Here is a 23,901-nt window from a genome sequence, read left to right on the forward strand (position 1 = left end):
CCCGCCTAGCCGTCATTGTCGGTTACTCTTTCGTTACCGCATTTTTTTCTTCGTCAGCTTCTTCCGATTCGACCGGCTTAACGTCTACCATGATGGCATCCGGCGCATGGTCGTCGTCATTATCAAAGTTTTCCATGTTGATTTCTTGTTCATCGCTCGTCAAAATCGTAACGTCCATACCCAAGCTTTGGAGTTCTTTAATCAATACTTTAAACGACTCCGGTACACCCGGTTCTGGAATGTTTTCCCCTTTGACGATCGCCTCGTACGTTTTGACACGGCCAACGACATCGTCGGACTTGACGGTCAAAATTTCTTGCAGCGTATATGCCGCCCCATATGCCTCAAGCGCCCATACTTCCATCTCACCAAAGCGCTGACCGCCAAATTGCGCCTTACCGCCAAGCGGCTGCTGGGTGACGAGCGAATACGGGCCAGTTGAACGGGCGTGAAGCTTGTCATCAACCATGTGGGCAAGCTTAATCATATACATGATTCCGACCGACACGCGGTTGTCAAACGGTTCCCCTGTCCGACCGTCATAGAGCACGGTTTTTGCATCGCGAGCCATGCCAGCCTCTTCGAGAATGTTCCACACATCTTCCTCCGTGGCTCCGTCAAAGACCGGGGAAGCAATATGCAAACCGAGCTTTTTGGCTGCCATACCAAGATGCAGCTCAAACACTTGCCCGATGTTCATCCGCGACGGAACGCCGAGCGGGTTTAACATGATATCGATCGGCGTGCCGTCTGGCAGGAACGGCATATCTTCTTCCGGAAGAATACGGGAAATAACCCCTTTGTTCCCGTGACGACCCGCCATTTTGTCACCTTCGGAAATTTTCCGTTTTTGCACAATGTAGACACGGACAAGCTGGTTGACACCTGGCGGGAGCTCGTCACCATCTTCGCGATTGAATACTTTCACATCGAGGACAATGCCGCCGCCACCGTGCGGGACACGCAGCGATGTGTCGCGCACCTCGCGCGCTTTTTCACCGAAAATCGCGTGCAACAGCCGCTCCTCGGCCGTCAACTCAGTCATTCCTTTTGGCGTCACTTTACCAACGAGCAAGTCGCCGTCTTTTACTTCCGCCCCAATGCGGACAATGCCGCGCTCATCCAAGTTTTTCAACGCGTCCTCGCCCACGTTCGGGATGTCGCGCGTAATTTCTTCCGGACCAAGCTTCGTGTCGCGCGATTCCGCCTCATATTCCTCAATATGGATCGACGTATATACGTCTTCTTTGACGAGCCGTTCGCTCATAATGATCGCGTCTTCGTAGTTGTAGCCATCCCATGTCATAAAGGCGACAAGCACGTTGCGGCCGAGTGCCAGCTCGCCTTTGTCCATGGATGGACCGTCAGCTAAAATTTCCCCTTTTTCGACGATGTCGCCTTTTTTCACAATCGGACGCTGATTGTAGCATGTACCTTGGTTCGAACGAACGAATTTGAGCAAGCGGTATTTATCTAAATCTCCCTTGACTTCTTTGCCGTCTACTTCAATGAGCCGACGCACCCAAATTTCTTTTGCCTCAACGCGCTCAACGATGCCGCGATGCTTGCAGATGATCGCTGCTCCCGAATCTTTCGCTGAGACGTACTCCATTCCAGTACCGACGATCGGCGCCTCTGGCTGCAACAGCGGTACCGCTTGACGCTGCATGTTCGCCCCCATCAAGGCGCGGTTCGAGTCGTCGTTTTCCAAAAACGGAATACATGCCGTTGCTGCAGAAACAACTTGCTTTGGCGAAACGTCCATATAGTCGACGCGCTCGCGTTTGACGACAATGTTTTCACCGCGGAAACGAGCGATGACGTTTTCCTCAAGGAACGTTCCATCTTCCGCAAGCGGCACGTTCGCTTGCGCCACGACATAGTTGTCTTCCTCGTCGGCCGTTAAATAATCAATTTGATCCGTAACTTTCCCTGTCTCCGGATCGACGCGTCGGTATGGTGTTTCAATAAAGCCGAATTTGTTTACTTTCGCGTAGGTAGACAGTGAGTTAATCAACCCGATGTTCGGACCTTCTGGCGTCTCGATCGGACACATCCGTCCATAGTGAGAATAGTGAACGTCACGCACTTCAAATCCGGCGCGCTCCCGCGTCAATCCGCCAGGACCAAGCGCAGAAAGACGGCGTTTATGCGTCAACTCAGCCAATGGGTTCGTTTGATCCATAAACTGTGACAGCTGTGAGCTGCCGAAAAACTCTTTAACCGCCGCAATCACCGGGCGAATGTTGATCAGTTGCTGCGGTGTAATCGTGTTCGCATCTTGGATTGACATGCGCTCGCGCACGACGCGTTCCATGCGCGACAAACCGATACGGAATTGGTTTTGCAACAGTTCGCCGACCGAACGAAGGCGACGATTACCCAAATGGTCGATATCATCCGTATCGCCAACACCGTGAAGCAAGTTAAAGAAATAGCTGATCGACGCAATAATATCCGCCGGTGTAATATGTTTCACATCCTCAGCAATAAAACCATTGCCGATAATGTTGATGACTTTTTCATTGTCTGGGTCATTTGGCGCATAGATTTTTACCGTTTGCACTGAAATTTGTCCGTCGGCTACCCCTTCAGTCGGCCGGTACGTCTGCAACCCGGCACCTTTTTCTAAATAAGGCAACAGACGGTTCAGCGTCCGGCGGTCGATCATCGTTCCAGCTTCGGCGATGATTTCTCCTGTTTCCGGATCAGCAATCGTTTCCGCCAACCGCTGGTTAAACAAACGGTTTTTAATATGAAGTTTTTTGTTGATTTTATAGCGTCCTACGCTAGCTAGATCGTAGCGTTTCGGGTCAAAAAAGCGTGACGCGAGCAAGCTTTTCGCATTCTCTAGCGTCGGTGGTTCACCCGGGCGGAGACGCTCATAAATTTCGATCAACGCTTTTTCCGTGCTGTCGGTATTATCTTTTTCGAGCGTATTGCGCAAATATTCGTTATCACCAAGCAAGTCGATGATTTCTTGATCGGAGCTGAACCCGAGCGCACGAAGAAGCACCGTAACAGGAAGTTTACGGGTGCGGTCGATACGAACGTAAACGACGTCTTTCGCATCGGTTTCATATTCAAGCCATGCGCCGCGGTTCGGAATCACTGTTGCCGAATAGCCGCGTTTCCCATTTTTATCGACTTTATCACTATAATAGACGCTTGGCGAGCGAACGAGCTGAGAGACGATGACGCGTTCCGCTCCGTTGATGATAAACGTGCCGGTTTCCGTCATCAGTGGGAAATCGCCCATAAACACGTCTTGTTCTTTCACTTCGCCCGTCTCTTTATTGATGAGGCGGACTTTCACGCGAAGCGGTGCTGCATATGTAACATCGCGTTCTTTTGCCTCTTCAACCGAGTATTTCGGCTCCCCTAAGCTATAGTCGATAAATTCAAGAGAAAGATTGCCAGAAAAATCTTCGATCGGGGAAATTTCTTTGAACATTTCCCGCAGCCCTTCATCGAGAAACCATTGATAGGAGGACGTTTGAATTTCAATTAAGTTCGGCAATTCCAGCACTTCGCTAATGCGTGCATAACTTCTTCTTTGGCGGTGTCGCCCATATTGAACTAGTCGGCCTGTCAAGAGTGATTCACCCCTCAAATGTAGACATTAGTGAAAACCGGAAGCGGAACATCGTGCCCATCCATCTCGCTTGGCGAGATATGCCGCCAAGGCATTATGGCCGCTCCGTCTTCCGAGGCACAGCGCTAGGCATGCATGCGGCCGGCCCCCCGCCGTCCGGATGGAAACGGCTTGGCTGTGGCACCACCGTTTCGTTAAGGGGATTCAACATGCTCCCGGCGCGAGGAAACCAGATGTTAGATGGCGAAAAAAAGAAAATGGTTTCTATCCAGTAGAAAACCATATGTTTAGCTATTTATTGATTTTATCATTTTTTCCATTGCGTCCAAAATTATACGTCATCCCCTTTACACAGGAAATGTGCATATTTAGCATTCTATAATGTTACCACAATAAAAAAACGGTGTCAACATTTTTTCGCCTTTATGATATAATATCCTTTTTTCTTCGCAACAACCTCAACAGCCACAAACCATTCTTTCAGCTTTTGCAGTGCGGATGGGGCACCTTGCTTCTTTTGAATGACAACCCACAGCTCTCCATTATCAACTAGGTGCGCTCGGCTTTGCTCAAAGATCGCATGGACGACCCGCTTGCCAGCCCGAATCGGCGGATTGGTGATCACTGCCGCAAATCGCTGTTCCCCAACTTCTGAAAACAAGTCGCTTTTATAAATGATGGCATTATGGATACCGTTTGCTTGCTTGTTTTCTTCCGCTAGCTCTAACGCCCGTTCATTGACATCGATCATCTGGACGCGCCGATCGGGAAACGATTTGGCTAAAGCGAGGCCGATCGGGCCGTACCCGCAACCGACATCTAACAAATCACCGGCAACGTCCGGTTCTTGAAACGTTTCAATCAGTAAACGCGTACCGAAATCAACCTCGCGCTTTGAAAAGACCCCACTGTCGGTCGTAAAGCGGAATTCATGTCCGCGCAAAGTAAACGTCCACGTTTGGGGATTTCGCTCAGACGTCGGGTTAGCTGAGTAATAATGTTCGCTCACAATCATCCCTCCTCTGTTGATAAGCTGCATTAGCCCCCGATATATAGTGTAACAAAAAAGAGGCCGCCCCTTGCCTGGGTCAGCCCCTTTTTTATAGCGACACGATTACTTCACTTCAACTTTCGCGCCAACTTCTTCAAGTTTTGCTTTAATTTCTTCAGCTTCTTCTTTCGAAACAGCTTCTTTGAGCGGTTTCGGCGTGTTGTCAACTAAGTCTTTTGCTTCTTTCAAGCCGAGGCCAGTGATTTCACGAACAACTTTGATAACTTTAATTTTTTGCGCACCAGCATCAGCAAGGATAACATCGAATTCTGTTTTCTCAGCTGCTGCTTCACCGCCAGCTGCCGCACCGCCAGCAACAACAACCGGAGCTGCAGCCGTTACGCCGAATTCTTCTTCGATAGCTTTTACTAATTCATTTAATTCCAATACCGTCATATTTTTCACTGCTTCAATGATTTGTTCTTTCGTCATCATCGTTTCCTCCTTGTGTTAATATTCGTTATGCACATCGATATGCGCCATTACGCGCCTTGTTCCTCTTGTTTGTCGGCCACCGCTTTAACCGCAAGCGCAAAGTTGCGGATCGGGGCTTGAAGAACGCTAAGCAACATCGAGAGCAACCCTTCGCGGGATGGAAGTTTCGCCAAGGCGTCGATTTCTTCTTTGCTAGCGACGCTTCCTTCAATAACGCCACCTTTGATTTCCAACGCCTCATGCGTTTTCGCAAATTCGCTTAAAATTTTCGCCGGCGCTACAACATCTTCATTGCTGAACGCAATGGCGTTCGGGCCGGTAAACACCTCATCCAATCCTTCCAGGCCGATTTCCGCGAGCGCCCGGCGGGTCATCGTGTTTTTGTACACTTTGAACTCAATACCTGCTTCGCGCAACTGTTTGCGCAGCTCGGTCATTTCCGCCACGTTCAAGCCGCGGTAATCGACGATGACAGTCGCCTTGCTGGCACGGAATTTATCCGCGATCTCAGCGACCACTTGTTTTTTCAGTTCAATCGCGCTCGACACGTCCTGCACCTCCTGCAAAGAAAATAGCGGAATACCACTTATACCGTTCGGTAGTTCAATGAAAAACCCCCATGCCACGTAGACATGGAGGTATCGTTCAACGCGCCGCGATCGATGGCGCGCTGTCTATCGTCCACATACCTCGGTAGGAAATTAAGCCCGAAAAGGCACCTACTGTCTACGGTACAAATGATATTCGTTTGTTCAACCAAATGGCATTCTATCAGACTAAGCGACAAAAGTCAACCGTTTATTGTGCAACCGCTACGGTCGTCGGGTCAACTTTAATGCCAGGACCCATTGTCGACGTAATCGTTACGTTTTTGACATACGTCCCTTTAGCTGCTGCCGGTTTTGCTTTCAAAATCGCTTCGTAAATCGTTGCGAAGTTTTCAGCTAGTTTTTCGTTGTCAAACGAGACTTTGCCGATCGGCACATGAATGTTACCAGCTTTATCAACGCGGTATTCTACTTTACCGGCTTTGATTTCTTGCACGGCTTTCGTCACATCAAATGTAACCGTACCAGTTTTCGGGTTTGGCATTAACCCTTTCGGTCCTAAAATGCGGCCAAGTTTACCGACTTCACCCATCATGTCCGGCGTGGCCACAACAACATCGAAGTCAAACCAACCTTGTTGGATTTTGTTGATATATTCCGTATCGCCGACATAGTCAGCGCCAGCTGCTTCTGCTTCTTTCGCTTTTTCCCCTTTCGCGAACACTAACACGCGTGCCACTTTCCCTGTACCGTGCGGCAGAACGACAGCACCGCGAATTTGTTGGTCCGCTTTTTTCGGGTCAACACCTAAACGAAACGCAACTTCAACCGTCGCGTCAAATTTAGCGACGTTCGTTTTTTTCACAAGCTCGATCGCTTCGGCAACCGGGTATGCTTTGAAGCGGTCAACGAGCTTCAACGCTTCTAAGTACTTTTTCCCTCTTTTCGGCATGTCAAAATCCTCCTTGATTGTGGTTTTAACGGAAAAAACCTCCCACGACGAAACAACCTTCGTCCCTTTCGAAGGTACACCATTCAGCGAAAAGCCGCCTGCTGAGGCGGTCTATCCTTAACCCAACAAATAGCAAACGCTTTTTTTGTCCATGGAGAGAGAGGTTGCGGAATACGCAACCTCCCCGGACAACACGCTGGCCTTAGTCTTCAATCACGATGCCCATGCTGCGAGCCGTACCTTCAACCATGCGCATGGCTGCTTCAATGCTCGCTGCATTCAAATCCGGCATTTTCAACTCAGCGATCTCACGCACTTTGTCGCGTTTGATCGTCGCCACTTTATTGCGGTTCGGTTCGCCGGAGCCCGATTCAATGCCGGCCGCTTTTTTCAGCAATACAGCGGCTGGCGGCGTTTTGGTGATGAATGTAAATGAACGGTCTTCAAAAACCGTGATTTCAACCGGAATGATCAACCCTGCTTGGTCAGCGGTACGGGCATTAAACTCTTTACAAAACGCCATAATATTAACACCGGCTTGACCTAGCGCAGGACCTACTGGCGGCGCCGGATTCGCTTTTCCTGCAGGAATTTGCAGTTTGACGATCTTGATTACTTTTTTCGCCACGAGACACACCTCCTTAAGTCCGTGATGTGGTAATAGGGATTGCCCCTCCCACTCATTCGGCTCCAGTCTAACGAGCCGTCTCCATATCTCCCGTTTCCATCGAGAGGATCAGCGCATAAAGCACGTTTGCTCCCTTATACAGCAGGTATAAGTTCATCGCTGTATGCCTTGTCTAAGACCCAAGACATACTGACTTTAAAATATTATCACTTTTCAATAGTGATTGCAAGTTCTTTGCCATTAGATTTTTTCTATTTGTGAAAACTCCAGCTCCACCCGCGTTTCGCGTCCGAACATGTCGACAAGCAGTTTTACTTTCTGTTTATCAGGGTCAATCGCTTCAACTTTTCCAGTGAAATTCGCAAATGGCCCTTCTTTAATCCGGACGGTCTCGTTCACCTCGTAGTCGACATCCACCTCAGCGAGCGGCATGCCCATCCGTTTTAAAATCAGTTTTACTTCTTCTTCCATGAGCGGTGTCGGTTTCGAACCTGCTCCACTTGAACCGACAAACCCGGTAACGCCCGGTGTGTTGCGCACAACGTACCATGAATCGTCGGTCATGACCATTTCAACAAGCACATAACCAGGGAACACTTTCTTTTTCGTCGTTTTCCGCTTTCCATTCTTAATGTCCGTCTCCGTCTCCTCGGGGACGACAACACGGAAAATTTTATCTTGCATCCCCATTGATTCAACACGTTTTTCCAAGTTCGCTTTCACTTTATTTTCGTATCCTGAATATGTATGGACGACATACCAGTTTTTCTCCATCAGCGAGCCTCCCTAGGGCGGTTTTCATTTTTTATGCAAAACAAAAACCCGTTGCCGGGTTCCATACTCTTACGATTATCTTTCATTATAGCATATCATTCGCCCTCTTATTCAAACACAAGGCGAATTAACTGTGAAATTCCGAGATCGATAACGGCAAAAAAGACGGTGAAAAACGCCACCGTGGCCAACACAACCGCCGTATAGTTGACTAACTCCTTCCGGTTTGGCCAACTTACCTTTTTCAGTTCGCGTACGACCTCTTTAAAAAAGTTGGTTACTCGCTGCATCACTCGTACCTCCACGATTGCTCAAAACTGTCGCCACCGCTCATTTCGTTTCGCGATGGACGGTATGTTTGTTGCATACTGAGCAAAATTTGTTGGCCGTCAGGCGCTCACCGAGGCGGCCCATCTGTTTTGTCGTTGTATAATTTCGGCTTCCGCACTGCTCGCAAGCCAGGGTTACTTTTTGGCGCATAAACATTTCACCGTTTCCGCAGGATGTCCATAAAAATTTATCATACCCATGTTTCTGCTGTCAATGCTATCTTTTGGTCTTCCTTTGCCTCAGGATGGTACGCTGCTTATAAGCTAATCTCCCGATATTCCAAATATTTCTCGAGCTTCCGCTTCACACGTTGCAAAGCGTTGTCGATCGATTTGACATGGCGGTTCAACTCTTCCGAAATTTCTTGGTACGAGCGCCCATCTAAATATAAGGCAAGCACTTTCCGCTCTAGATCGCTTAGCAGCTCCGCCATCTTCAGCTCAATATCGTCGACTTCCTCGCGGTTGACAATCAATTCTTCCGGATCCGTCGCTTGTGTACCGGACAACACATCCATGAGCGTCCGGTCTGATTCGTCATCGTAAATGGGCTTGTCTAAAGAAACGTAAGAGTTGAGCGGGATATGTTTTTGGCGGGTCGCTGTTTTAATAGCGGTGATCATTTGCCTTGTGATACAAAGCTCTGCAAACGCTTTAAATGAGGAGAGCTTGTCCCCTTTAAAATCGCGGACTGCCTTATACAGCCCGATCATCCCTTCCTGCACAATATCTTCCCGATCGGCTCCGACTAAAAAATACGAGCGGGCTTTGGCGCGCACAAAGTTTTGGTATTTGTGAATTAAAAAATCAAGCGCTTCCCCATCCCCTTGATGAACGAGTGCGACAAGTTGTTCATCATCCAACTTTTGGTAGTCTCTGACATTGTCTACTCTGAAGCATTCCCCCACGCTGATCCCCCCGACCGCATCAATCGCTAATATTTATTATACAGTACAAATTTTTACAGCGTCAACCGCTCATTTTTTCCCTCTTCTCCATTTTTCAAAAATTTCGGCAACTCGATCATTGAGCGGCATTTTCGAGATGGGGGTGTGCTGCTTGATCTCCTTCAGTTTTTTGGAAATATCCCGCTCAACCGCCTCGATTTCGTACAGCAGTTCGCGTGCCGATTTGCGCAGGGCACCTTGGCTAAACACTGTCCATTGCTCAGTATAATCAGATGTCGCTACATATACCTTTGTGCGCGCGTTCATTAACGTTTTTGCCAACCGTTCAATCCGTTCATCGGCCGTCTCATTTTCCTTTGTAAAAATAACGTCAACATCGTAATTTTTATATTTTTTCTCATTCCCTGGCACGAGATGGGCGTCAAACACGATCATGACATGATCCCCAGTAAACCCTTTGTAATCAGCCATTTTATCAATCAGCAAATCCCTTGCTGCAGCTAGATCGCCCTCTTCTTTTAACTGGCGCAGCACCGGCCATGCCCCAATGATGTTATAGCCGTCAACAATCAAAATGTTCATCAGCTATTCCCCTAATGGATACCGCTTCCGGTACACCTCATACATAAGTAGGCTGGCGGCAACGGAAGCGTTGAGCGAGGTGACATGACCGCGCATCGGCAGCCGGAATAAAAAATCACACTTTTCGAGCACTAAACGGCTAATGCCTTTGCCCTCACTGCCAATCACAAGCGCCAGCGGCATCGTACCGTCAAGTGAACGGTAATCATCTTTGGCAGCTGCGTCGGTTCCGGCCACCCAAACTCCCCGCTCCTTCAACTCGTCGATCGTCCGTGCCAAGTTCGTCACACGCGCAACCGGAATGTGCTCAATCGCTCCAGTTGACGCCTTTGCGACCGTTGGCGTCAGCCCGACTGAACGCCGCTTCGGGATGATGACACCATGAGCCCCGACCGCATCGGCTGTACGCATGATGGCCCCTAAATTATGTGGATCCTCAAGCTCGTCCAACACGAGGAAAAACGGCGCCTCGCCGCGTTCAGCGGCGCGGGCGAATAAGTCATCCACCTCATGGTAGCGGTACGCCGCCACTTGGGCGATAACTCCTTGGTGCGCCCCTTCAGCCATTTGGTCGAGCTTGCGCTTCGGGACATATTGGACGATCACCCCCCGCCGCTTCGCCCAGTCGAGGACGGGCTCGACGGCGTGACGATGTGCCCCTTCGGCGATCCAAATTTTATTGATGTCGCGCCCGGATTTGAGCGCTTCAATAACCGGATTTCTGCCGATAATGTACTCCATCATTCCAACGCCCTTTCTTCCCTTTCAATAATGGCAAATGAACGGCCGATCAGCTCATCGACTCGCTTCTCATCATTCCTTAAAAAATGGTACCCGATTAACGCTTCAAACGCTGTACTATGCCGATACGTCTGAACATCCGTGTTTTTCGGAGTCGTGCCAGATTTGGCATTGCGGCCGCGGCGGACGATGGCTTTCTCCTCATCGGTCAGCGCGTCTTCATCAAGCAAAGCTAAAATGACTTTCGCCTGCGCCCGCGCCGACACATAGCGGATCGCCCGCCGATGCAGCTCATGCGGCCGAACGTTACCAGTCGCAAGCAAATGGCGGCGCACATACACCTCGTAAACGGCGTCGCCAATATAGGCGAGCGCCAAGCCATTTAATTGTTTCACATCATGGATGATTTCAAACTGTGCCATCGTTTACGATCCCCGTTTCCATCTCGTCCCTTGCGGCGTATCTTCCAAAATGATATTTTTTGCTTTCAACTCGTCGCGGATGCGGTCGGCTAAGGCAAAGTCACGATTTTTCCGCGCTTCATTGCGCTGGCGGATCAGCGCCTCAATTTCTTCGTCAAGCAACTCCTCTTGTTTCAAAGTAAGGCCGAGTACATCCATCAGCTGCTCAAATTCGCGCAAAAACGCGTGAATGACATTCTCGGATGTCGTTTTCTCCTGCAAATACAAGTTCGCTTGTTTGGCGAGCTCGAACAAGACCGCAATGCCGTTTGCTGTGTTGAAATCATCGTCCATTTCACGAATGAACGAGGCGCGGATATCCGCGAGGCGCGAAAGCCACTCGCCGTCGTTATCGGTTAAGTTCGTGCTCGCCCCAAGCCGGTGCTGCAAATTACCGTATGCTGTCCTCAAGCGTTCGAGACCACGCCGAGCGCTCTCAAGCAGCTCCTCGCTATAGTTGATCGGGTGGCGATAGTGCACCGACAGCATAAAGAAACGCAACACTTGTGGGTCAATCTGCCGGATGATATCGTGAACAAGTACAAAGTTGCCAAGCGACTTGGACATTTTTTCATTGTTAATATTTAAATACCCATTGTGCAGCCAATATTTCGCAAACGGTTTGCCGGTCAGTGCTTCCGATTGGGCAATTTCGTTTTCATGGTGTGGAAACGTTAAGTCTTGGCCGCCAGCATGAATGTCGATCGTATCTCCTAAATATTTGCGCGCCATCGCTGAACATTCGATATGCCAGCCGGGCCGCCCTTTCCCCCATGGGCTGTCCCAAGAAATCTCTCCTTCTTTCGCTGCTTTCCAAAGAGCAAAATCGAGTGGATCATCTTTCTTTTCCCCAACTTCGATGCGCGCCCCCGCTTGTAGCTCATCGATCGACTGATGCGACAATTTGCCGTAGCCATCAAACTTGCGCGTCCGATAGTATACGTCACCATCGACTTCGTACGCATAGCCTTTGTCAATGAGCGCTTGAATGAATTCGATAATCGTTTCGATATTTTCCGTCACGCGCGGATGGATATCTGCTTTTTTGCAGCCGAGCGCCTCAATGTCCTCAAAATACGCCTCAATAAACCGCTCGGCGATCGCCGGCACGCTCTCACCAAGCTCGCGGGCCGCCCTGATTAGCTTGTCGTCGACATCAGTAAAGTTGGATACATACGTCACATCATAACCGCGGAACTCTAAATAACGGCGGATCGTATCAAAGACGATAGCGGCGCGAGCATTGCCGATATGAATATAATTATAGACCGTCGGGCCACATACATACATTTTCACTTTGTTCGGTTCGAGCGGCTCAAACGTTTCCTTTTTTCGCGTCAACGTATTATAAAGTCGGATACTGCTCATATTCGCTCTTCCTTTCATGTTGTTTCAATGCCTCAAGCTCGCTTTGCAGCCGGGCGATTTCAGCCTCAAGCTCCCGGAATCGGTCCGCGATCGGGTCCGGCAAATCGGTATGATTTAAATCTTTTTTCACTTTTACCCCGTCGCGCACCACAACACGGCCAGGGATGCCGACAACCGTTGAGTTGGGCGGCACATCTTTTAACACAACCGACCCAGCGCCAATTTTTGAATTTTCCCCAATTGTAATCGAACCGAGCACTTTCGCCCCGGCAGCGATCAAACAGTTGTCTTTAATCGTCGGATGGCGTTTCCCTTTTTCTTTCCCCGTCCCGCCTAATGTAACCCCTTGATAGACGGTGACGTTGTCGCCAATTTCGCACGTCTCACCAATCACCACTCCCATGCCATGATCGATGAAAAAGCGGCGGCCGATTTTTGCGCCTGGATGTATTTCAATGCCAGTGAAAAAGCGGCTAATTTGCGAAATCAAACGGGCAAGAAAGAAAAATTTCCGTTTGTAAAGCGCATGGGCGATCCGGTGTGCCCAGATGGCATGCAAGCCGGAATACGTTAAAATGACTTCCAAATAGCTTCTTGCTGCCGGATCTTGATCGAAAATCACTTCGATGTCTTCTTTTAATGTTTTAAACATAGCATCCTCCCTCCATTCTATTGTCAATATAGATGAATAAAAAGCGTCTCTGTGCCGAAGACACAGAGACGCTTTTGGCGCGGTTCCACTCTGTTTAGCGAAACGGATGCGCTGTTTCGCTCACTTTGAGTCTGATAACGGAGATACTCCGCTCCCCTCTACTGCAGAACGTCTCTGTTCCGGTTCGAAAGGAGACTCCGAGGCGCATTTCAGACAACACCGGGCATAAACCGCTCCCAGCCAAGGCGGTTCTCTCTGGAATGCCGATGTCTCCTACTTCTCCTCGTCAACGCTTTGTCATGATGTGTACTTGTTCAGCCAAAAACTTTTTATTATTATACCACAGCTACAAAACAAACGTGCATAAAAGACTGATTAAAATTTTTCATGCAGTGCCCGTTCGAGCCGTTCAATCACCTTTTGTTTGCCAAGCAGTTGGATGGCAAACGGCAGTTCCGGTCCGTGTGTTTGCCCAGTCACTGCGGCGCGAATCGGCATAAACAGCTTCTTGCCTTTTTGCCCTGTCGATTTTTGCACTGCTTTGATCGCTGCTTTAATCTCATCCGCCGTAAACGGCTCAAGCTCACGCACATTCGCCAAAAAGGCGGAGAGCACATCCGGTACTTGTTCTTCGGCGAGCACTTGGCGGGCTTCGTCTTCGTATTCGACTTCTTCTTTAAAGAACAGCTCGGACAGCGAAACGATCTCCGCACCGTAGCTCATTTGCTCTTGGTACAAGGCAATCAAATCGCGTGCCCATTGCCGCTGCTCATCACTCATATCTGCCGGCAGGCGTCCGGCTTTCACTAAATGCGGCAACGCCAGCTCGACAAGCCTGTCGAGATCCAGCTTTTTGATATATTGGTTGTTCATCCATGTCAGCTTTTTCGTATCAAACATCGACGGCGATTTCGACAGCCGGGCGACATCAAAAATGCGGATGAGCTCGTCCTTCGTAAAAATTTCTTCTTCTCCTTCCGGCGACCAGCCAAGAAGGGCGAAAAAGTTGAACATCGCCTCCGGCAAATAGCCGAGCTCTTTATATTGCGACACGAACTGGATAATCGATTCATCGCGCTTGGATAGCTTTTTCCGCTGCTCGTTGACAATCAATGTCATATGGGCGAATTGCGGTGGCTCCCAACCGAAATATTCGTACACCATTAGCTGTTTCGGCGTGTTGGATAAATGCTCCTCACCGCGGAACACATGGCTGATTTCCATCAAATGGTCATCAATGACAACGGCAAAGTTGTACGTCGGAATACCGTTCGCCTTCACAATGACCCAATCGCCGATGTCTTTCGATTCAAACGTCACTTTACCGCGCACTAAATCATCTACTTCATACGTTTTCCCTTCCGGCACTTTCAAGCGGATCGTATACGGTTTTCCTTGTGCTTCAAGCTCGGCAACTTGCTCCGGCGTTAAATGGCGGCATTTGCCGCTGTATTGCGGAGCAGCAATACCTGCCGCCCGTTGCTCCTCACGTTCCCGCTCGAGCTCTTCCGGTGTACAAAAACATTTATACGCATGCCCTTGTTCAAGCAGCTCGTTCACATACTTCCGATAGATATCGAGCCGTTCCGTCTGACGATACGGCCCATATCCGCCGTCCTTATCAATCGATTCGTCATAATCGATGCCAAGCCATTTTAAGTTTTCAAGCTGCGACTCTTCGCCGCCTTCAACGTTCCGTTCAATATCCGTATCTTCGATGCGGACGATCATTTTTCCGCCGTAATGGCGGGCAAACAAATAGTTAAACAGCGCTGTCCGTGCCCCACCGATATGCAAATGGCCAGTCGGGCTCGGCGCATAGCGCACGCGCACGTTTTTTGCCATCGTCCAAACCTCCAATTCCATCAAAGCTTGTGCTATTATTGTACCGTTTATCGTGGCAAAGTTCAAAACGGAAGGCTCACCTTAACGGCACCATGCCGCTGACACCGGACTCTTCCGCACAACACGTAAACGTCCCCCAGCAAAAAAACGGAGAACGAAATGCTTCCCGTTGTACCGCTGCTTCTCAAGCGATCATAACAAAGCCAAACATTATGCCTCGCTCTTTTGCAGCAACACAACCACTTGAGCAGCAATGCCTTCTTCGCGCCCAGTGAACCCAAGCTTTTCTGTCGTTGTCGCCTTCACATTGACTTGCGAACGTTCGACTTCGAGCAACCGGGCGATCACCGTCTTCATCTCCTCAATGTACGGCGCCATCTTCGGCTTTTGTGCGATAATGGTGCAGTCTGCGTTCACTAACACATACCCTTCTTGCCGGACGAGCGACCATACGTGAGCAAGCAACTCGGCTGAATCAGCGTCTTTATAGCGCGGATCCGTATCCGGAAAATGCCGGCCAATATCGCCAGCGCCAATCGCTCCAAGGCATGCATCCGCTACCGCGTGAAGCAGCACATCGGCATCGGAATGGCCAAGCAGCCCTTTCTCATACGGAATATGTACGCCCCCAATGATGAGCGGACGCCCTTCAACGAATTGATGGACGTCAAACCCTTGTCCAATGCGAAACATCTCTTCACCCCCATCTACTCTGCGATGCGGCTTGCTAAAATCGCCTCAGCAAATAAAAGGTCCTCCGGAGTTGTCAGCTTAATATTGCGGTAGTCCCCTTCTAAGATTTTCACCGGCCTGCCGAGCCGCTCAACAAGGCTGGCATCATCTGTGCCGAGGTAACCGGCTTTTTTCGCCTCTTCATGCGCTTCCATGATCAAAGACAGACGAAAAGCTTGTGGCGTTTGCACCGCCCACAAGCTGGAACGATCAATCGTCTGTTCGACAAACAAACCGTCCACTTTTTTGATCGTGTCTTTTACCCTCACTGCTGGAATAGCCGCCCCATATTGAACAGCGGCATCCGCCAGCTCATGCAAATGCCCGATACGCACAAACGGGCGGGCACCGTCGTGAATGAGGACAATCTCCCCACTCCTCAGCGCCTGCAGCCCGTTATAAACACTATGCTGCCGCTCCTGTCCACCATCGGCGAATGCCACTACTTTTCGAATGCGGTAGCGCTCGAAAAGTTGTTCGAACTGGCCTCGCTCAGTTGGATTGACGACAAGCACAATGCCGTTGCATCGCTCATCACCATCGAACACTTTCAGCGTTCGGACAATGAGCGGCTCGCCGCCAAGTTCAATAAATTGCTTGTTCATGCCGGCGTTCATCCGTTTTCCTTGTCCGGCCGCTAATACGATCGCTTCGTAATTCATTAGACGTTTCCCCTGTTCTTTTTACAGCGCCTTTTGCAGCAGTTTTAGTTTGGCAAAAATCATTCTCCCCGCAGATGTTTGTAACACGCTCGTGACCAAGACGTCAACCCGTTTGCCGATATATTCTTTGCCATCTTCGACGACGATCATCGTCCCATCGTCCAAATAGGCGACACCCTGGTTATGCTCTTTCCCGTCTTTGATGACGTGCACATTCAGCTCTTCACCCGGCAGCACGACCGGTTTAACAGCGTTTGCTAAGTCGTTAATATTGAGGACGCGCACATTTTGCAGTTCACACACTTTGTTTAAATTAAAATCGTTCGTAACGACAACTCCTTGAAGCTGTTTCGCCAGTTTAACGAGCTTGCTATCGACTTCCTGCACATCACTGAAATCCGCTTCGTGAATTTCCACCTTCATCGCCATCTCTTTTTGGATGCGGTTTAAAATATCTAAGCCACGGCGACCGCGGTTTCGCTTCAGTACGTCGGAAGAATCAGCGATATGCTGGAGCTCCTCTAGCACAAAGCGGGGAATGACAAGCGGTCCTTCAAGAAATCCGGTTTGGCAGATGTCCGCAATCCGCCCATCAATGATGACGCTTGTGTCTAAAATTTTCACTGCTCCGCCTTTAGACGCTTCGTTTTCGACTTCTCCACCTTTTTTCTTCGTCATTCGATTGGAAAGAGAAAATAAGTTCATCAGCTCATTCCGTTTCTTTAAACCAACGCGAAATCCTAAATAGCCAAGCAGCACAGTTAAAAAAATCGGTAACACTGTATTCAACACTTGAATGTGAAACGACTGCAACGGCATAACGACTAAAAATGCGATAATAAGACCAAAAATCAGCCCAAGGCTGCCAAATAACACATCAGCGACCGGCGCCTTGACCAACGTTTCCTCAGCCCAACGGATCATATCGACGACATAATCGACAAGCCAAAACGTCAGCAAAAAGAAAACCACTGCGCCTAACACCGCCAGCGTGTATGAATTATTGACAAGCGACACGCCGCTTACATTCAACAGCTCAAGCAAATCGGGCAAAAACATGGCTCCCAACGTTCCGCCCACCGCAAGAAAAAATAGTTGTACAATACGTTTGACCATCGGCTCATCTTCACCTCCCTATCTAACATTATAAACAATTTCCAATGTTTGAAACCAATTGGAAAGCAATTTTTAACCATTTTTGAACATTTGACATCTACTTGTAATCATAAGCGGTGGGTGTCGGTATAGCGCCCGATTCACTTCGGTTCTCACTATATGTTTTACGTCTGCAAGACAAAAAGGTTCGATCCTTTCACATCGTTTATAACATCGTATGCTCAAGCGCCTCGGCCACATGCGAAACACCGATCACATTGACGCCTGCAGGCGGCTGCCAACCAGTCAAATTGTTTTTTGGTACAATGACCCGTGAAAAGCCTAATTTGACGGCTTCTTGCACGCGCTGTTCAATGCGGGAAACGCGGCGCACTTCCCCGGTCAAGCCGACTTCGCCGATAATGACATCGGCTGGATTTGTCGGCCGGTCGCGGAAGCTCGAGGCAATGCTGACGGCGACCGCCAAATCGATTGCCGGTTCATCAAGCTTTACTCCACCTGCCACTTTCAAGTAAGCATCCTGGTTTTGCAACAGGAGCCCGACCCGCTTTTCGAGCACAGCCATTAACAGCGATACGCGATTATGATCAAGGCCGGTCGCCATCCGCCGCGGGTTGCCGAAACTCGTTGGCGAAACGAGCGCCTGAATTTCAACAAGCACCGGACGCGTCCCCTCCATTGCCGCGACAACTGTCGAGCCGGCCGCCCCGCGCGACCGTTCTTCCAAAAACACTTCCGACGGATTTTCTACTTCGCGCAGCCCGATGTCACGCATTTCAAAAATACCGATTTCATTCGTTGAACCGAAGCGGTTTTTCACCGCCCGCAAAATGCGGTACGTATGATGCCGCTCCCCTTCAAAATAAAGAACGGTATCAACCATATGCTCAAGCAGGCGCGGCCCGGCGATCGCCCCTTCTTTGGTCACATGGCCAACAATGAAAATGGCAATGCCTTTCGTCTTGGCGATTTTCATTAGCTCAGCGGTGCACTCGCGCACTTGGGCAACACTGCCCGGCGCCGATGTAATATCCGTTCGGTACATCGTCTGAATGGAATCGACAATCACACAAGCAGGCTGAATCGTTTCAATTGCTGTTACAATGTATTCCAAATCCGCCTCTGCTAACACATACAGTTGATGAGACTCAGCGTGAAGACGCCCAGCGCGCAGCTTCACTTGCTTCACCGACTCTTCACCGGATATATACAATACCGTATGTCCGGCCGCAGCGAGCTGTGCCGATGTCTGCAGCAATAACGTCGATTTGCCAATACCCGGATCACCGCCGATTAAGACGAGCGATCCTTTGACGATTCCTCCGCCAAGCACCCGATTGAGCTCCACACTTTTCGTTTCAATGCGTGGCTCTTGTGCTGCCGTAACAGCCGTAATCGGAATTGGTTTGGCTGGCCCCGATGGTTCCGAATGAAGAAACGCCCCGCGCACAGCCGGTTTTGTCCGCTCGATTTCTTCAACGAACGAGTTCCACGTTTGGCAGCCCGGGCAACGACCGAGCCATTTCGCTGATTCATACCCGCATTCTTGGCAAACAAATTTTGTTTTCTTTTTCGCCATCCGTCTAACCCTTTCTGCAACATGTTCCATATAAAATAAGGTATGGGCAGCAAGCTGCCGCATACCTTTTTCCTTTACACGACCGCCTGTTTCGACAACACGACAAATTCTCCATCTTTCACATCGACAGCAACTTTTTGACCTTTGGCGATCGTGCCTTTTAATAATTCTTCGGACAAACGGTCTTCAATATGTTTTTGCAAGGCGCGGCGCAGCGGACGGGCACCGTATTCCAGATCAAACCCTTCGGCAGCAATTTTCTCAATCGCTGCTTCAGTCAGTTCAAGATCGATATCTTGTTCCTTCAGCCGCTTCACAAGCGTATCAGCCATCAAGCGGACAATTTGTTTCAGATGGTCTTTTTCAAGTGAATGGAAGACGATGATTTCGTCGATCCGGTTCAAAAACTCCGGACGGAACGCTTTTTTCAGTTCATCCATCACTTTGCTTTTCATGTCCTTATATTGTTGGTTCCCATCTTGAATATTAAAGCCGACGTACTTGTTCCGTTTCAGCGCATCAGCACCAACATTGGACGTCATAATGATAATCGTATTGCGGAAGTCGACTGTCCGCCCTTTCGAGTCAGTCAACCGCCCGTCTTCTAATACTTGCAGCAAAATGTTAAATACGTCTGGGTGCGCTTTTTCCATTTCATCCAACAGAACGACCGAGTACGGCTTGCGACGCACTTTTTCTGTCAGCTGGCCGCCTTCTTCGTAGCCGACATACCCTGGCGGCGAACCGATGAGCCGCGATGTCGAGTGTTTTTCCATATACTCGGACATATCGATGCGGATCAGGGCGTCTTCATCGCCAAACATGGCTTCTGCCAATGCGCGGGCCAATTCTGTTTTCCCGACACCTGTCGGACCGAGGAAAATAAATGAACCGATCGGGCGTTTCGGGTCTTTCAAACCGGCCCGGGCACGGCGCACGGCTTTCGCAACCGCTTTGACCGCCTCGTCTTGGCCGACAACGCGCGCATGCAAAATTTCTTCAAGCTTGAGCAACCGCTCCGTTTCCGTCTCAGCGAGTTTCGATACCGGAATGCCGGTCCAACTCGAGACAACTGCAGCAATATCTTCAACTGTCACCTCAGAATTTTCTTGACCTTGCTTTTCTTTCCATGCCCGTTTTGTTTCCTCGAGCTCTTCGCGCAACCGTTGTTCCATATCACGCAACGAGGCTGCTTTTTCAAACTCTTGGCTTTGTACGGCCGCGTCTTTTTCTTTCCGCACTTCCTCGAGCTTTTGCTCCAGCTCTTTCAGTTTCGGCGGCGCCGTGAACGAGCGGAGGCGCACTTTTGAGCAAGCTTCATCAATTAAGTCGATCGCTTTATCCGGCAGAAAACGGTCGGTAATGTAACGGTCCGACAGTTTGACCGCCTGCACGATCGCCTCATCGGAAATCGAGACGCGATGGTGCGCTTCATAACGGTCGCGCAGCCCTTTTAAAATTTGGATCGATTCTTCCACAGTTGGCTCATCGACATGAATCGGCTGGAAACGGCGTTCAAGCGCGGCATCTTTCTCGATATATTTCCGATACTCATCAAGCGTCGTCGCTCCAATGCATTGCAGTTCGCCACGCGCCAACGCTGGTTTTAAAATGTTCGATGCATCGATCGCTCCTTCGGCTCCGCCAGCTCCGATTAGCGTATGGAGCTCATCGATGAACAAAATGATGTTGCCTGCTTGGCGAATCTCATCCATCACTTTTTTCAACCGATCCTCAAACTCGCCACGGTATTTCGTCCCGGCCACAACTGTACCCATATCGAGCGTCATGACCCGCTTGTCGCGCAACGTTTCCGGCACCTCGTTATTGACAATTTGTTGAGCCAATCCTTCGGCGATCGCTGTTTTCCCGACACCCGGTTCACCGATCAGCACCGGGTTGTTTTTCGTCCGTCGGCTCAACACTTCAATAACGCGCTGGATTTCTTTGCTCCGGCCAATGACCGGATCAAGCCGCCCTTCACGGGCGATCGCCGTTAAATCACGGGCGAGGCTGTCAAGCGTCGGCGTGTTTACATGCGAGGCACCTCCACCACCATGGCCCGATACTGATTCATTGCTGCCGAGCAGCTGCAATACTTGTTGGCGCGCCTTGTTCAAGCTCACCCCTAAGTTGTTTAACACGCGGGCGGCCACTCCTTCGCCCTCGCGGATCAATCCAAGCAAAATATGTTCCGTGCCGACGTACGAATGACCGAGCTTCCGCGCTTCATCCATTGACAGCTCGATCACTTTCTTCGCCCGCGGTGTGTAGTGAATCGTATGTGATACCTCGTTCCCGCGGCCAATGAGCGATTCCACTTCTTTCTGAATTTTATCTGGACCAAGGCCAAGCGCCATAAGCGCTTTAGCGGCGATTCCTTCTCCTTCGCGGATCAACCCGAGCAAAATGTGCTCTGTGCCAATATTGTTATGGCCAAGGCGAATGGCTTCTTCCTGTGCCAACGCCAATACCTTTTGCGCCCGTTCCGTAAATCTGCCGAACATCATCGTTCATCACCCTCCATCTTTCTTCGTTCTTCCATCTTTAAGCGTTCCCGAATTAATGCCGCCCGGCGGACATCCCGTTCCTCGGGGCGGAGTGCCCCACCAGCATATTGCTGTAAAAAACCTGGCTGCGTCAAAATCATTAGCTCATTTAAGATGTTGCGCGAGACGTTTTTGATATATCCTAAATCGATCCCTAAACGCACATCTGACAAACATTGCGCCGCTTCTTTCGACTCGATGACGCGGCAGTTAGCCAATATGCCGTATGAGCGGAACACCTTGTCTTCTAATTGTATGCCCAAAGTTTTCACTAATGCCTGACGGGCCGCTCTTTCTTGGGCAATCAGCTGTTGGACGATCGTATGCAAATCAGCGATAATGTCCTCCTCCGACTTTCCAAGCGTGAGCTGGTTAGAAATCTGGAAAATATTACCCAACGCCTCGCTTCCTTCCCCGTATGTCCCACGGACGACAAGCCCGAGCTGATTGATGGCAGGGATAATGCGGTTGATCTGTTGAGTCAATACGAGCGCCGGAAGATGCATCATCACAGACGCCCGAAGTCCTGTCCCAACATTTGTAGGGCAACTTGTTAAGTAACCAAGCCGCTCATCGAAAGCATAGTTGACATGTCCTTCAATCCAGTCGTCCAATTCGCTCGCCGCCTCAAGCGCCTCAGCAAGCTGCAGCCCTGGAAATAAGCATTGGATGCGGATATGATCCTCTTCATTGATCATAATGCTAATTTCCTCATTTTCTGAGAGCAGACAGGCACCAAATGGAGAGTCTTCCGCCAAATGTGGGCTAATTAAGTGCTTTTCTACTAATACCCGTTTTTCAATCGGTTGAAGCTCCGACATTTTCAACAGCTCAAAACGGCCTGCCCCCCCGTATGAACGGTAGGCAAACGTCCGCTCAAACAGAGCAACGATTTGCATTGCCTCCTCGCTGCTAAACAGCGTTGGAAAGCGGAAATCAACAATATTGCGAGCTAACCGGATGCGACTGCTCAAAACAATGTCCGAATCGGGTCCTTCTTGGCTCATCCAAGCGCTGACCGCCGTATTGAAAAACTTCTCAAACGACATACCGCTACATATCCCCCTCTCCGCGTTGGCGAAGTTCATCCTCTAAAGAGCGGATTTGGTCGCGCACTTCGGCTGCCCGTTCAAATTCCTCACGGGCGACTAGCTCTTGGAGCTTTTGCTTCAGCACAGCAAGTTGCTTGCGTAAATGGAGAACGCCGCCTTTCCGCTTCGGAATTTTCCCTGAATGGGCGTTATTTCCGCTATGAAGCCGTTTCAAAATCGGCGGCAAGTAGCGGGCAAACGTCCGGTAACAGTCAGCGCAGCCGAATCGTCCGATTTGCGTGAACTGATGATACGTCATTTTGCATGTCTCACATTGAAGCAAATCGGGATTTGGAAACGCATTGGCCGTCATCTCTTTCATTGGAGCTTGAAAATTGAGCAGTCCTGCTAACAAGTTATTGAGCGAAAAGTCATCATTACCGTAGAGCATAAACATGTGGCCATGCTCTTTGGAGCATTGTTCACAAAGATGGAATTCCGTTTTTTCACCGTTGACAATTTTCGTAAAGTGCATCGTTGCTGGTCGCTGCTTGCATTCTTGGCAAATCAACGCTTCCCCCTCCCCTACTTATACTTCAGCGACGTCAACATCGCCTTTAACATGCGCGCCCGCAATTCATCACGCTCAGGCAAGCCAATGTATAAGACAGAGCGATCCATCACGCTTAACATTATTTTCGCTTCCCGCTCCGAAATTACCTTTTCTTCAACAAGACGTTTTACTACATCTTCAGCATTCGATTGGCTAATGCGATGGCCAACGAGCTCAAGCAGTTGGTCAATAAGATGAGCCTCACTTTTCGTCTTCACTTTCATAATGCGGATATACCCGCCGCCACCGCGCTTACTCTCGACGATATACCCTCTCTCAAGAGTAAACCTCGTATTAATGACATAGTTAATTTGCGATGGGACACATTGAAATTTATTCGCAATCTCGCTCCGTTTAATTTCAACGATATCTTGGTCGCTCATATTGAGTACTTGCTTTAAATATTGCTCAATAATGTCGGAAATGTTTGGCACTCTACCTCCCACCTTCCTCACAATCAACCTGCTTAGCGATGAAACCAGCTGCCATCTTGTACTAGAAGACCTATAGGGAGAAACCGGCATCATCGCCTTCTTGTTGACTTTGACTATATTTGACCTTGTTTTTACTATATAATGTATTACGAAAAATTGCAAGAGTTACCGGAGGAGTCAAACTAACTATAGAATATCCGTTTTTTTGGCTGACGAAACATCAGGCAGCTGATAAACGAAAAAGCACGCCTTTTTTCCTAATGAAAAAGACGTGCTTTTTGTTTGGCCTAGCAACGACCTACTCTTGCAGGGGCGC

Annotated in this window: 24 protein-coding genes and 2 other annotated features; all 24 genes read right to left on the reverse strand. The window is 49.5% G+C overall.

What is annotated here, in order from left to right; genetic code table 11:
• Window positions 1–22: 22 nt before the first annotated feature.
• The gene (gene rpoB, locus DSM465_RS0115910; RefSeq protein ID WP_029761769.1) at window positions 23–3,595 is read right to left on the reverse strand and encodes a DNA-directed RNA polymerase subunit beta; all 3,573 of its coding nucleotides are present in this window, start codon (window positions 3,593–3,595) and stop codon (window positions 23–25) included.
• Window positions 3,596–4,001: 406 nt separating this feature from the next.
• Window positions 4,002–4,604, reverse strand: a complete 603-nt coding sequence (locus DSM465_RS0115915) for a class I SAM-dependent methyltransferase (RefSeq protein ID WP_008882029.1) — start codon at window positions 4,602–4,604, stop codon at window positions 4,002–4,004.
• 105 nt (window positions 4,605–4,709) lie between these two features.
• Window positions 4,710–5,078, reverse strand: coding sequence for a 50S ribosomal protein L7/L12 (gene rplL, locus DSM465_RS0115920; protein WP_029761771.1), 369 nt, complete (start codon window positions 5,076–5,078; stop codon window positions 4,710–4,712).
• A gap of 50 nt (window positions 5,079–5,128) precedes the next feature.
• A complete protein-coding gene (gene rplJ / locus DSM465_RS0115925) occupies window positions 5,129–5,629 on the reverse strand; it encodes a 50S ribosomal protein L10 (RefSeq protein WP_008882031.1) in 501 nt (166 codons plus the stop codon).
• 51 nt (window positions 5,630–5,680) lie between these two features.
• Window positions 5,681–5,831, reverse strand: a sequence feature (ribosomal protein L10 leader region).
• A gap of 48 nt (window positions 5,832–5,879) precedes the next feature.
• Window positions 5,880–6,581 (reverse strand): 50S ribosomal protein L1, encoded by a 702-nt coding sequence (gene rplA / locus DSM465_RS0115930; protein WP_011886627.1) that lies wholly within the window; start codon window positions 6,579–6,581, stop codon window positions 5,880–5,882.
• 202 nt (window positions 6,582–6,783) lie between these two features.
• A complete protein-coding gene (gene rplK / locus DSM465_RS0115935) occupies window positions 6,784–7,209 on the reverse strand; it encodes a 50S ribosomal protein L11 (protein ID WP_008882034.1) in 426 nt (141 codons plus the stop codon).
• A 240-nt stretch (window positions 7,210–7,449) separates the two neighbouring features.
• On the reverse strand, window positions 7,450–7,983 hold the full coding sequence (gene nusG / locus DSM465_RS0115940; protein ID WP_008882035.1) for a transcription termination/antitermination protein NusG: 534 nt from the start codon (window positions 7,981–7,983) through the stop codon (window positions 7,450–7,452).
• 107 nt (window positions 7,984–8,090) lie between these two features.
• Window positions 8,091–8,273 (reverse strand): preprotein translocase subunit SecE, encoded by a 183-nt coding sequence (secE, locus tag DSM465_RS0115945; protein WP_008882036.1) that lies wholly within the window; start codon window positions 8,271–8,273, stop codon window positions 8,091–8,093.
• A gap of 40 nt (window positions 8,274–8,313) precedes the next feature.
• Entirely contained in the window at window positions 8,314–8,463 is a 150-nt protein-coding gene (rpmG, locus tag DSM465_RS0115950) for a 50S ribosomal protein L33 (protein ID WP_011886625.1), read from the reverse strand.
• 106 nt (window positions 8,464–8,569) lie between these two features.
• Window positions 8,570–9,220 carry an RNA polymerase sporulation sigma factor SigH gene (gene sigH, locus DSM465_RS0115955; RefSeq protein WP_008882037.1) on the reverse strand — a complete coding sequence of 217 codons (651 nt, stop codon included), beginning with the start codon at window positions 9,218–9,220 and terminating at the stop codon, window positions 8,570–8,572.
• A 69-nt stretch (window positions 9,221–9,289) separates the two neighbouring features.
• On the reverse strand, window positions 9,290–9,802 hold the full coding sequence (locus tag DSM465_RS0115960) for an NYN domain-containing protein (protein WP_029761773.1): 513 nt from the start codon (window positions 9,800–9,802) through the stop codon (window positions 9,290–9,292).
• A 3-nt stretch (window positions 9,803–9,805) separates the two neighbouring features.
• Window positions 9,806–10,543: a 23S rRNA (guanosine(2251)-2'-O)-methyltransferase RlmB gene (gene rlmB, locus DSM465_RS0115965; RefSeq protein ID WP_035498621.1), complete on the reverse strand. Its 738-nt coding sequence runs from the start codon at window positions 10,541–10,543 to the stop codon at window positions 9,806–9,808.
• Complete coding sequence (locus tag DSM465_RS0115970; RefSeq protein WP_008882040.1) at window positions 10,543–10,965, reverse strand: Mini-ribonuclease 3; 423 nt, start codon at window positions 10,963–10,965, stop codon at window positions 10,543–10,545. Before DSM465_RS0115970 ends, rlmB begins: the two co-directional genes overlap by 1 nt.
• Window positions 10,966–10,968: 3 nt before the next feature.
• Window positions 10,969–12,372, reverse strand: a complete 1,404-nt coding sequence (gene cysS, locus DSM465_RS0115975; protein ID WP_008882041.1) for a cysteine--tRNA ligase — start codon at window positions 12,370–12,372, stop codon at window positions 10,969–10,971.
• A complete protein-coding gene (gene cysE / locus DSM465_RS0115980; RefSeq protein ID WP_008882042.1) occupies window positions 12,350–13,024 on the reverse strand; it encodes a serine O-acetyltransferase in 675 nt (224 codons plus the stop codon). The genes cysS and cysE overlap by 23 nt, the downstream gene beginning before the upstream one ends.
• A gap of 61 nt (window positions 13,025–13,085) precedes the next feature.
• Window positions 13,086–13,323 (reverse strand) — a binding site (T-box leader).
• Window positions 13,324–13,399: 76 nt separating this feature from the next.
• Complete coding sequence (gltX, locus tag DSM465_RS0115985; protein WP_029761775.1) at window positions 13,400–14,869, reverse strand: glutamate--tRNA ligase; 1,470 nt, start codon at window positions 14,867–14,869, stop codon at window positions 13,400–13,402.
• A gap of 210 nt (window positions 14,870–15,079) precedes the next feature.
• Complete coding sequence (ispF, locus tag DSM465_RS0115990; RefSeq protein WP_029761776.1) at window positions 15,080–15,562, reverse strand: 2-C-methyl-D-erythritol 2,4-cyclodiphosphate synthase; 483 nt, start codon at window positions 15,560–15,562, stop codon at window positions 15,080–15,082.
• A 14-nt stretch (window positions 15,563–15,576) separates the two neighbouring features.
• A complete protein-coding gene (ispD, locus tag DSM465_RS0115995) occupies window positions 15,577–16,263 on the reverse strand; it encodes a 2-C-methyl-D-erythritol 4-phosphate cytidylyltransferase (RefSeq protein WP_029761777.1) in 687 nt (228 codons plus the stop codon).
• A 21-nt stretch (window positions 16,264–16,284) separates the two neighbouring features.
• Window positions 16,285–17,379: a PIN/TRAM domain-containing protein gene (locus DSM465_RS0116000; protein ID WP_008882047.1), complete on the reverse strand. Its 1,095-nt coding sequence runs from the start codon at window positions 17,377–17,379 to the stop codon at window positions 16,285–16,287.
• Window positions 17,380–17,584: 205 nt separating this feature from the next.
• Window positions 17,585–18,958, reverse strand: coding sequence for a DNA repair protein RadA (gene radA, locus DSM465_RS0116005; protein ID WP_029761778.1), 1,374 nt, complete (start codon window positions 18,956–18,958; stop codon window positions 17,585–17,587).
• Between the two features lie 74 nt (window positions 18,959–19,032).
• Window positions 19,033–21,468 carry an ATP-dependent protease ATP-binding subunit ClpC gene (clpC, locus tag DSM465_RS0116010; RefSeq protein ID WP_029761780.1) on the reverse strand — a complete coding sequence of 812 codons (2,436 nt, stop codon included), beginning with the start codon at window positions 21,466–21,468 and terminating at the stop codon, window positions 19,033–19,035.
• The gene (locus DSM465_RS0116015; RefSeq protein ID WP_011886620.1) at window positions 21,465–22,556 is read right to left on the reverse strand and encodes a protein arginine kinase; all 1,092 of its coding nucleotides are present in this window, start codon (window positions 22,554–22,556) and stop codon (window positions 21,465–21,467) included. The genes clpC and DSM465_RS0116015 overlap by 4 nt, the downstream gene beginning before the upstream one ends.
• Window positions 22,557–22,560: 4 nt before the next feature.
• Window positions 22,561–23,109 carry a UvrB/UvrC motif-containing protein gene (locus DSM465_RS0116020; protein WP_008882051.1) on the reverse strand — a complete coding sequence of 183 codons (549 nt, stop codon included), beginning with the start codon at window positions 23,107–23,109 and terminating at the stop codon, window positions 22,561–22,563.
• 14 nt (window positions 23,110–23,123) lie between these two features.
• A complete protein-coding gene (ctsR, locus tag DSM465_RS0116025; protein ID WP_029761781.1) occupies window positions 23,124–23,585 on the reverse strand; it encodes a transcriptional regulator CtsR in 462 nt (153 codons plus the stop codon).
• Between the last annotated feature and the right edge of the window lie 316 nt (window positions 23,586–23,901).

Origin of the sequence: Geobacillus thermodenitrificans subsp. thermodenitrificans DSM 465, from assembly GCF_000496575.1 — a bacterium.
Classification (GTDB): Bacteria; Bacillota; Bacilli; order Bacillales; family Anoxybacillaceae; genus Geobacillus; species Geobacillus thermodenitrificans.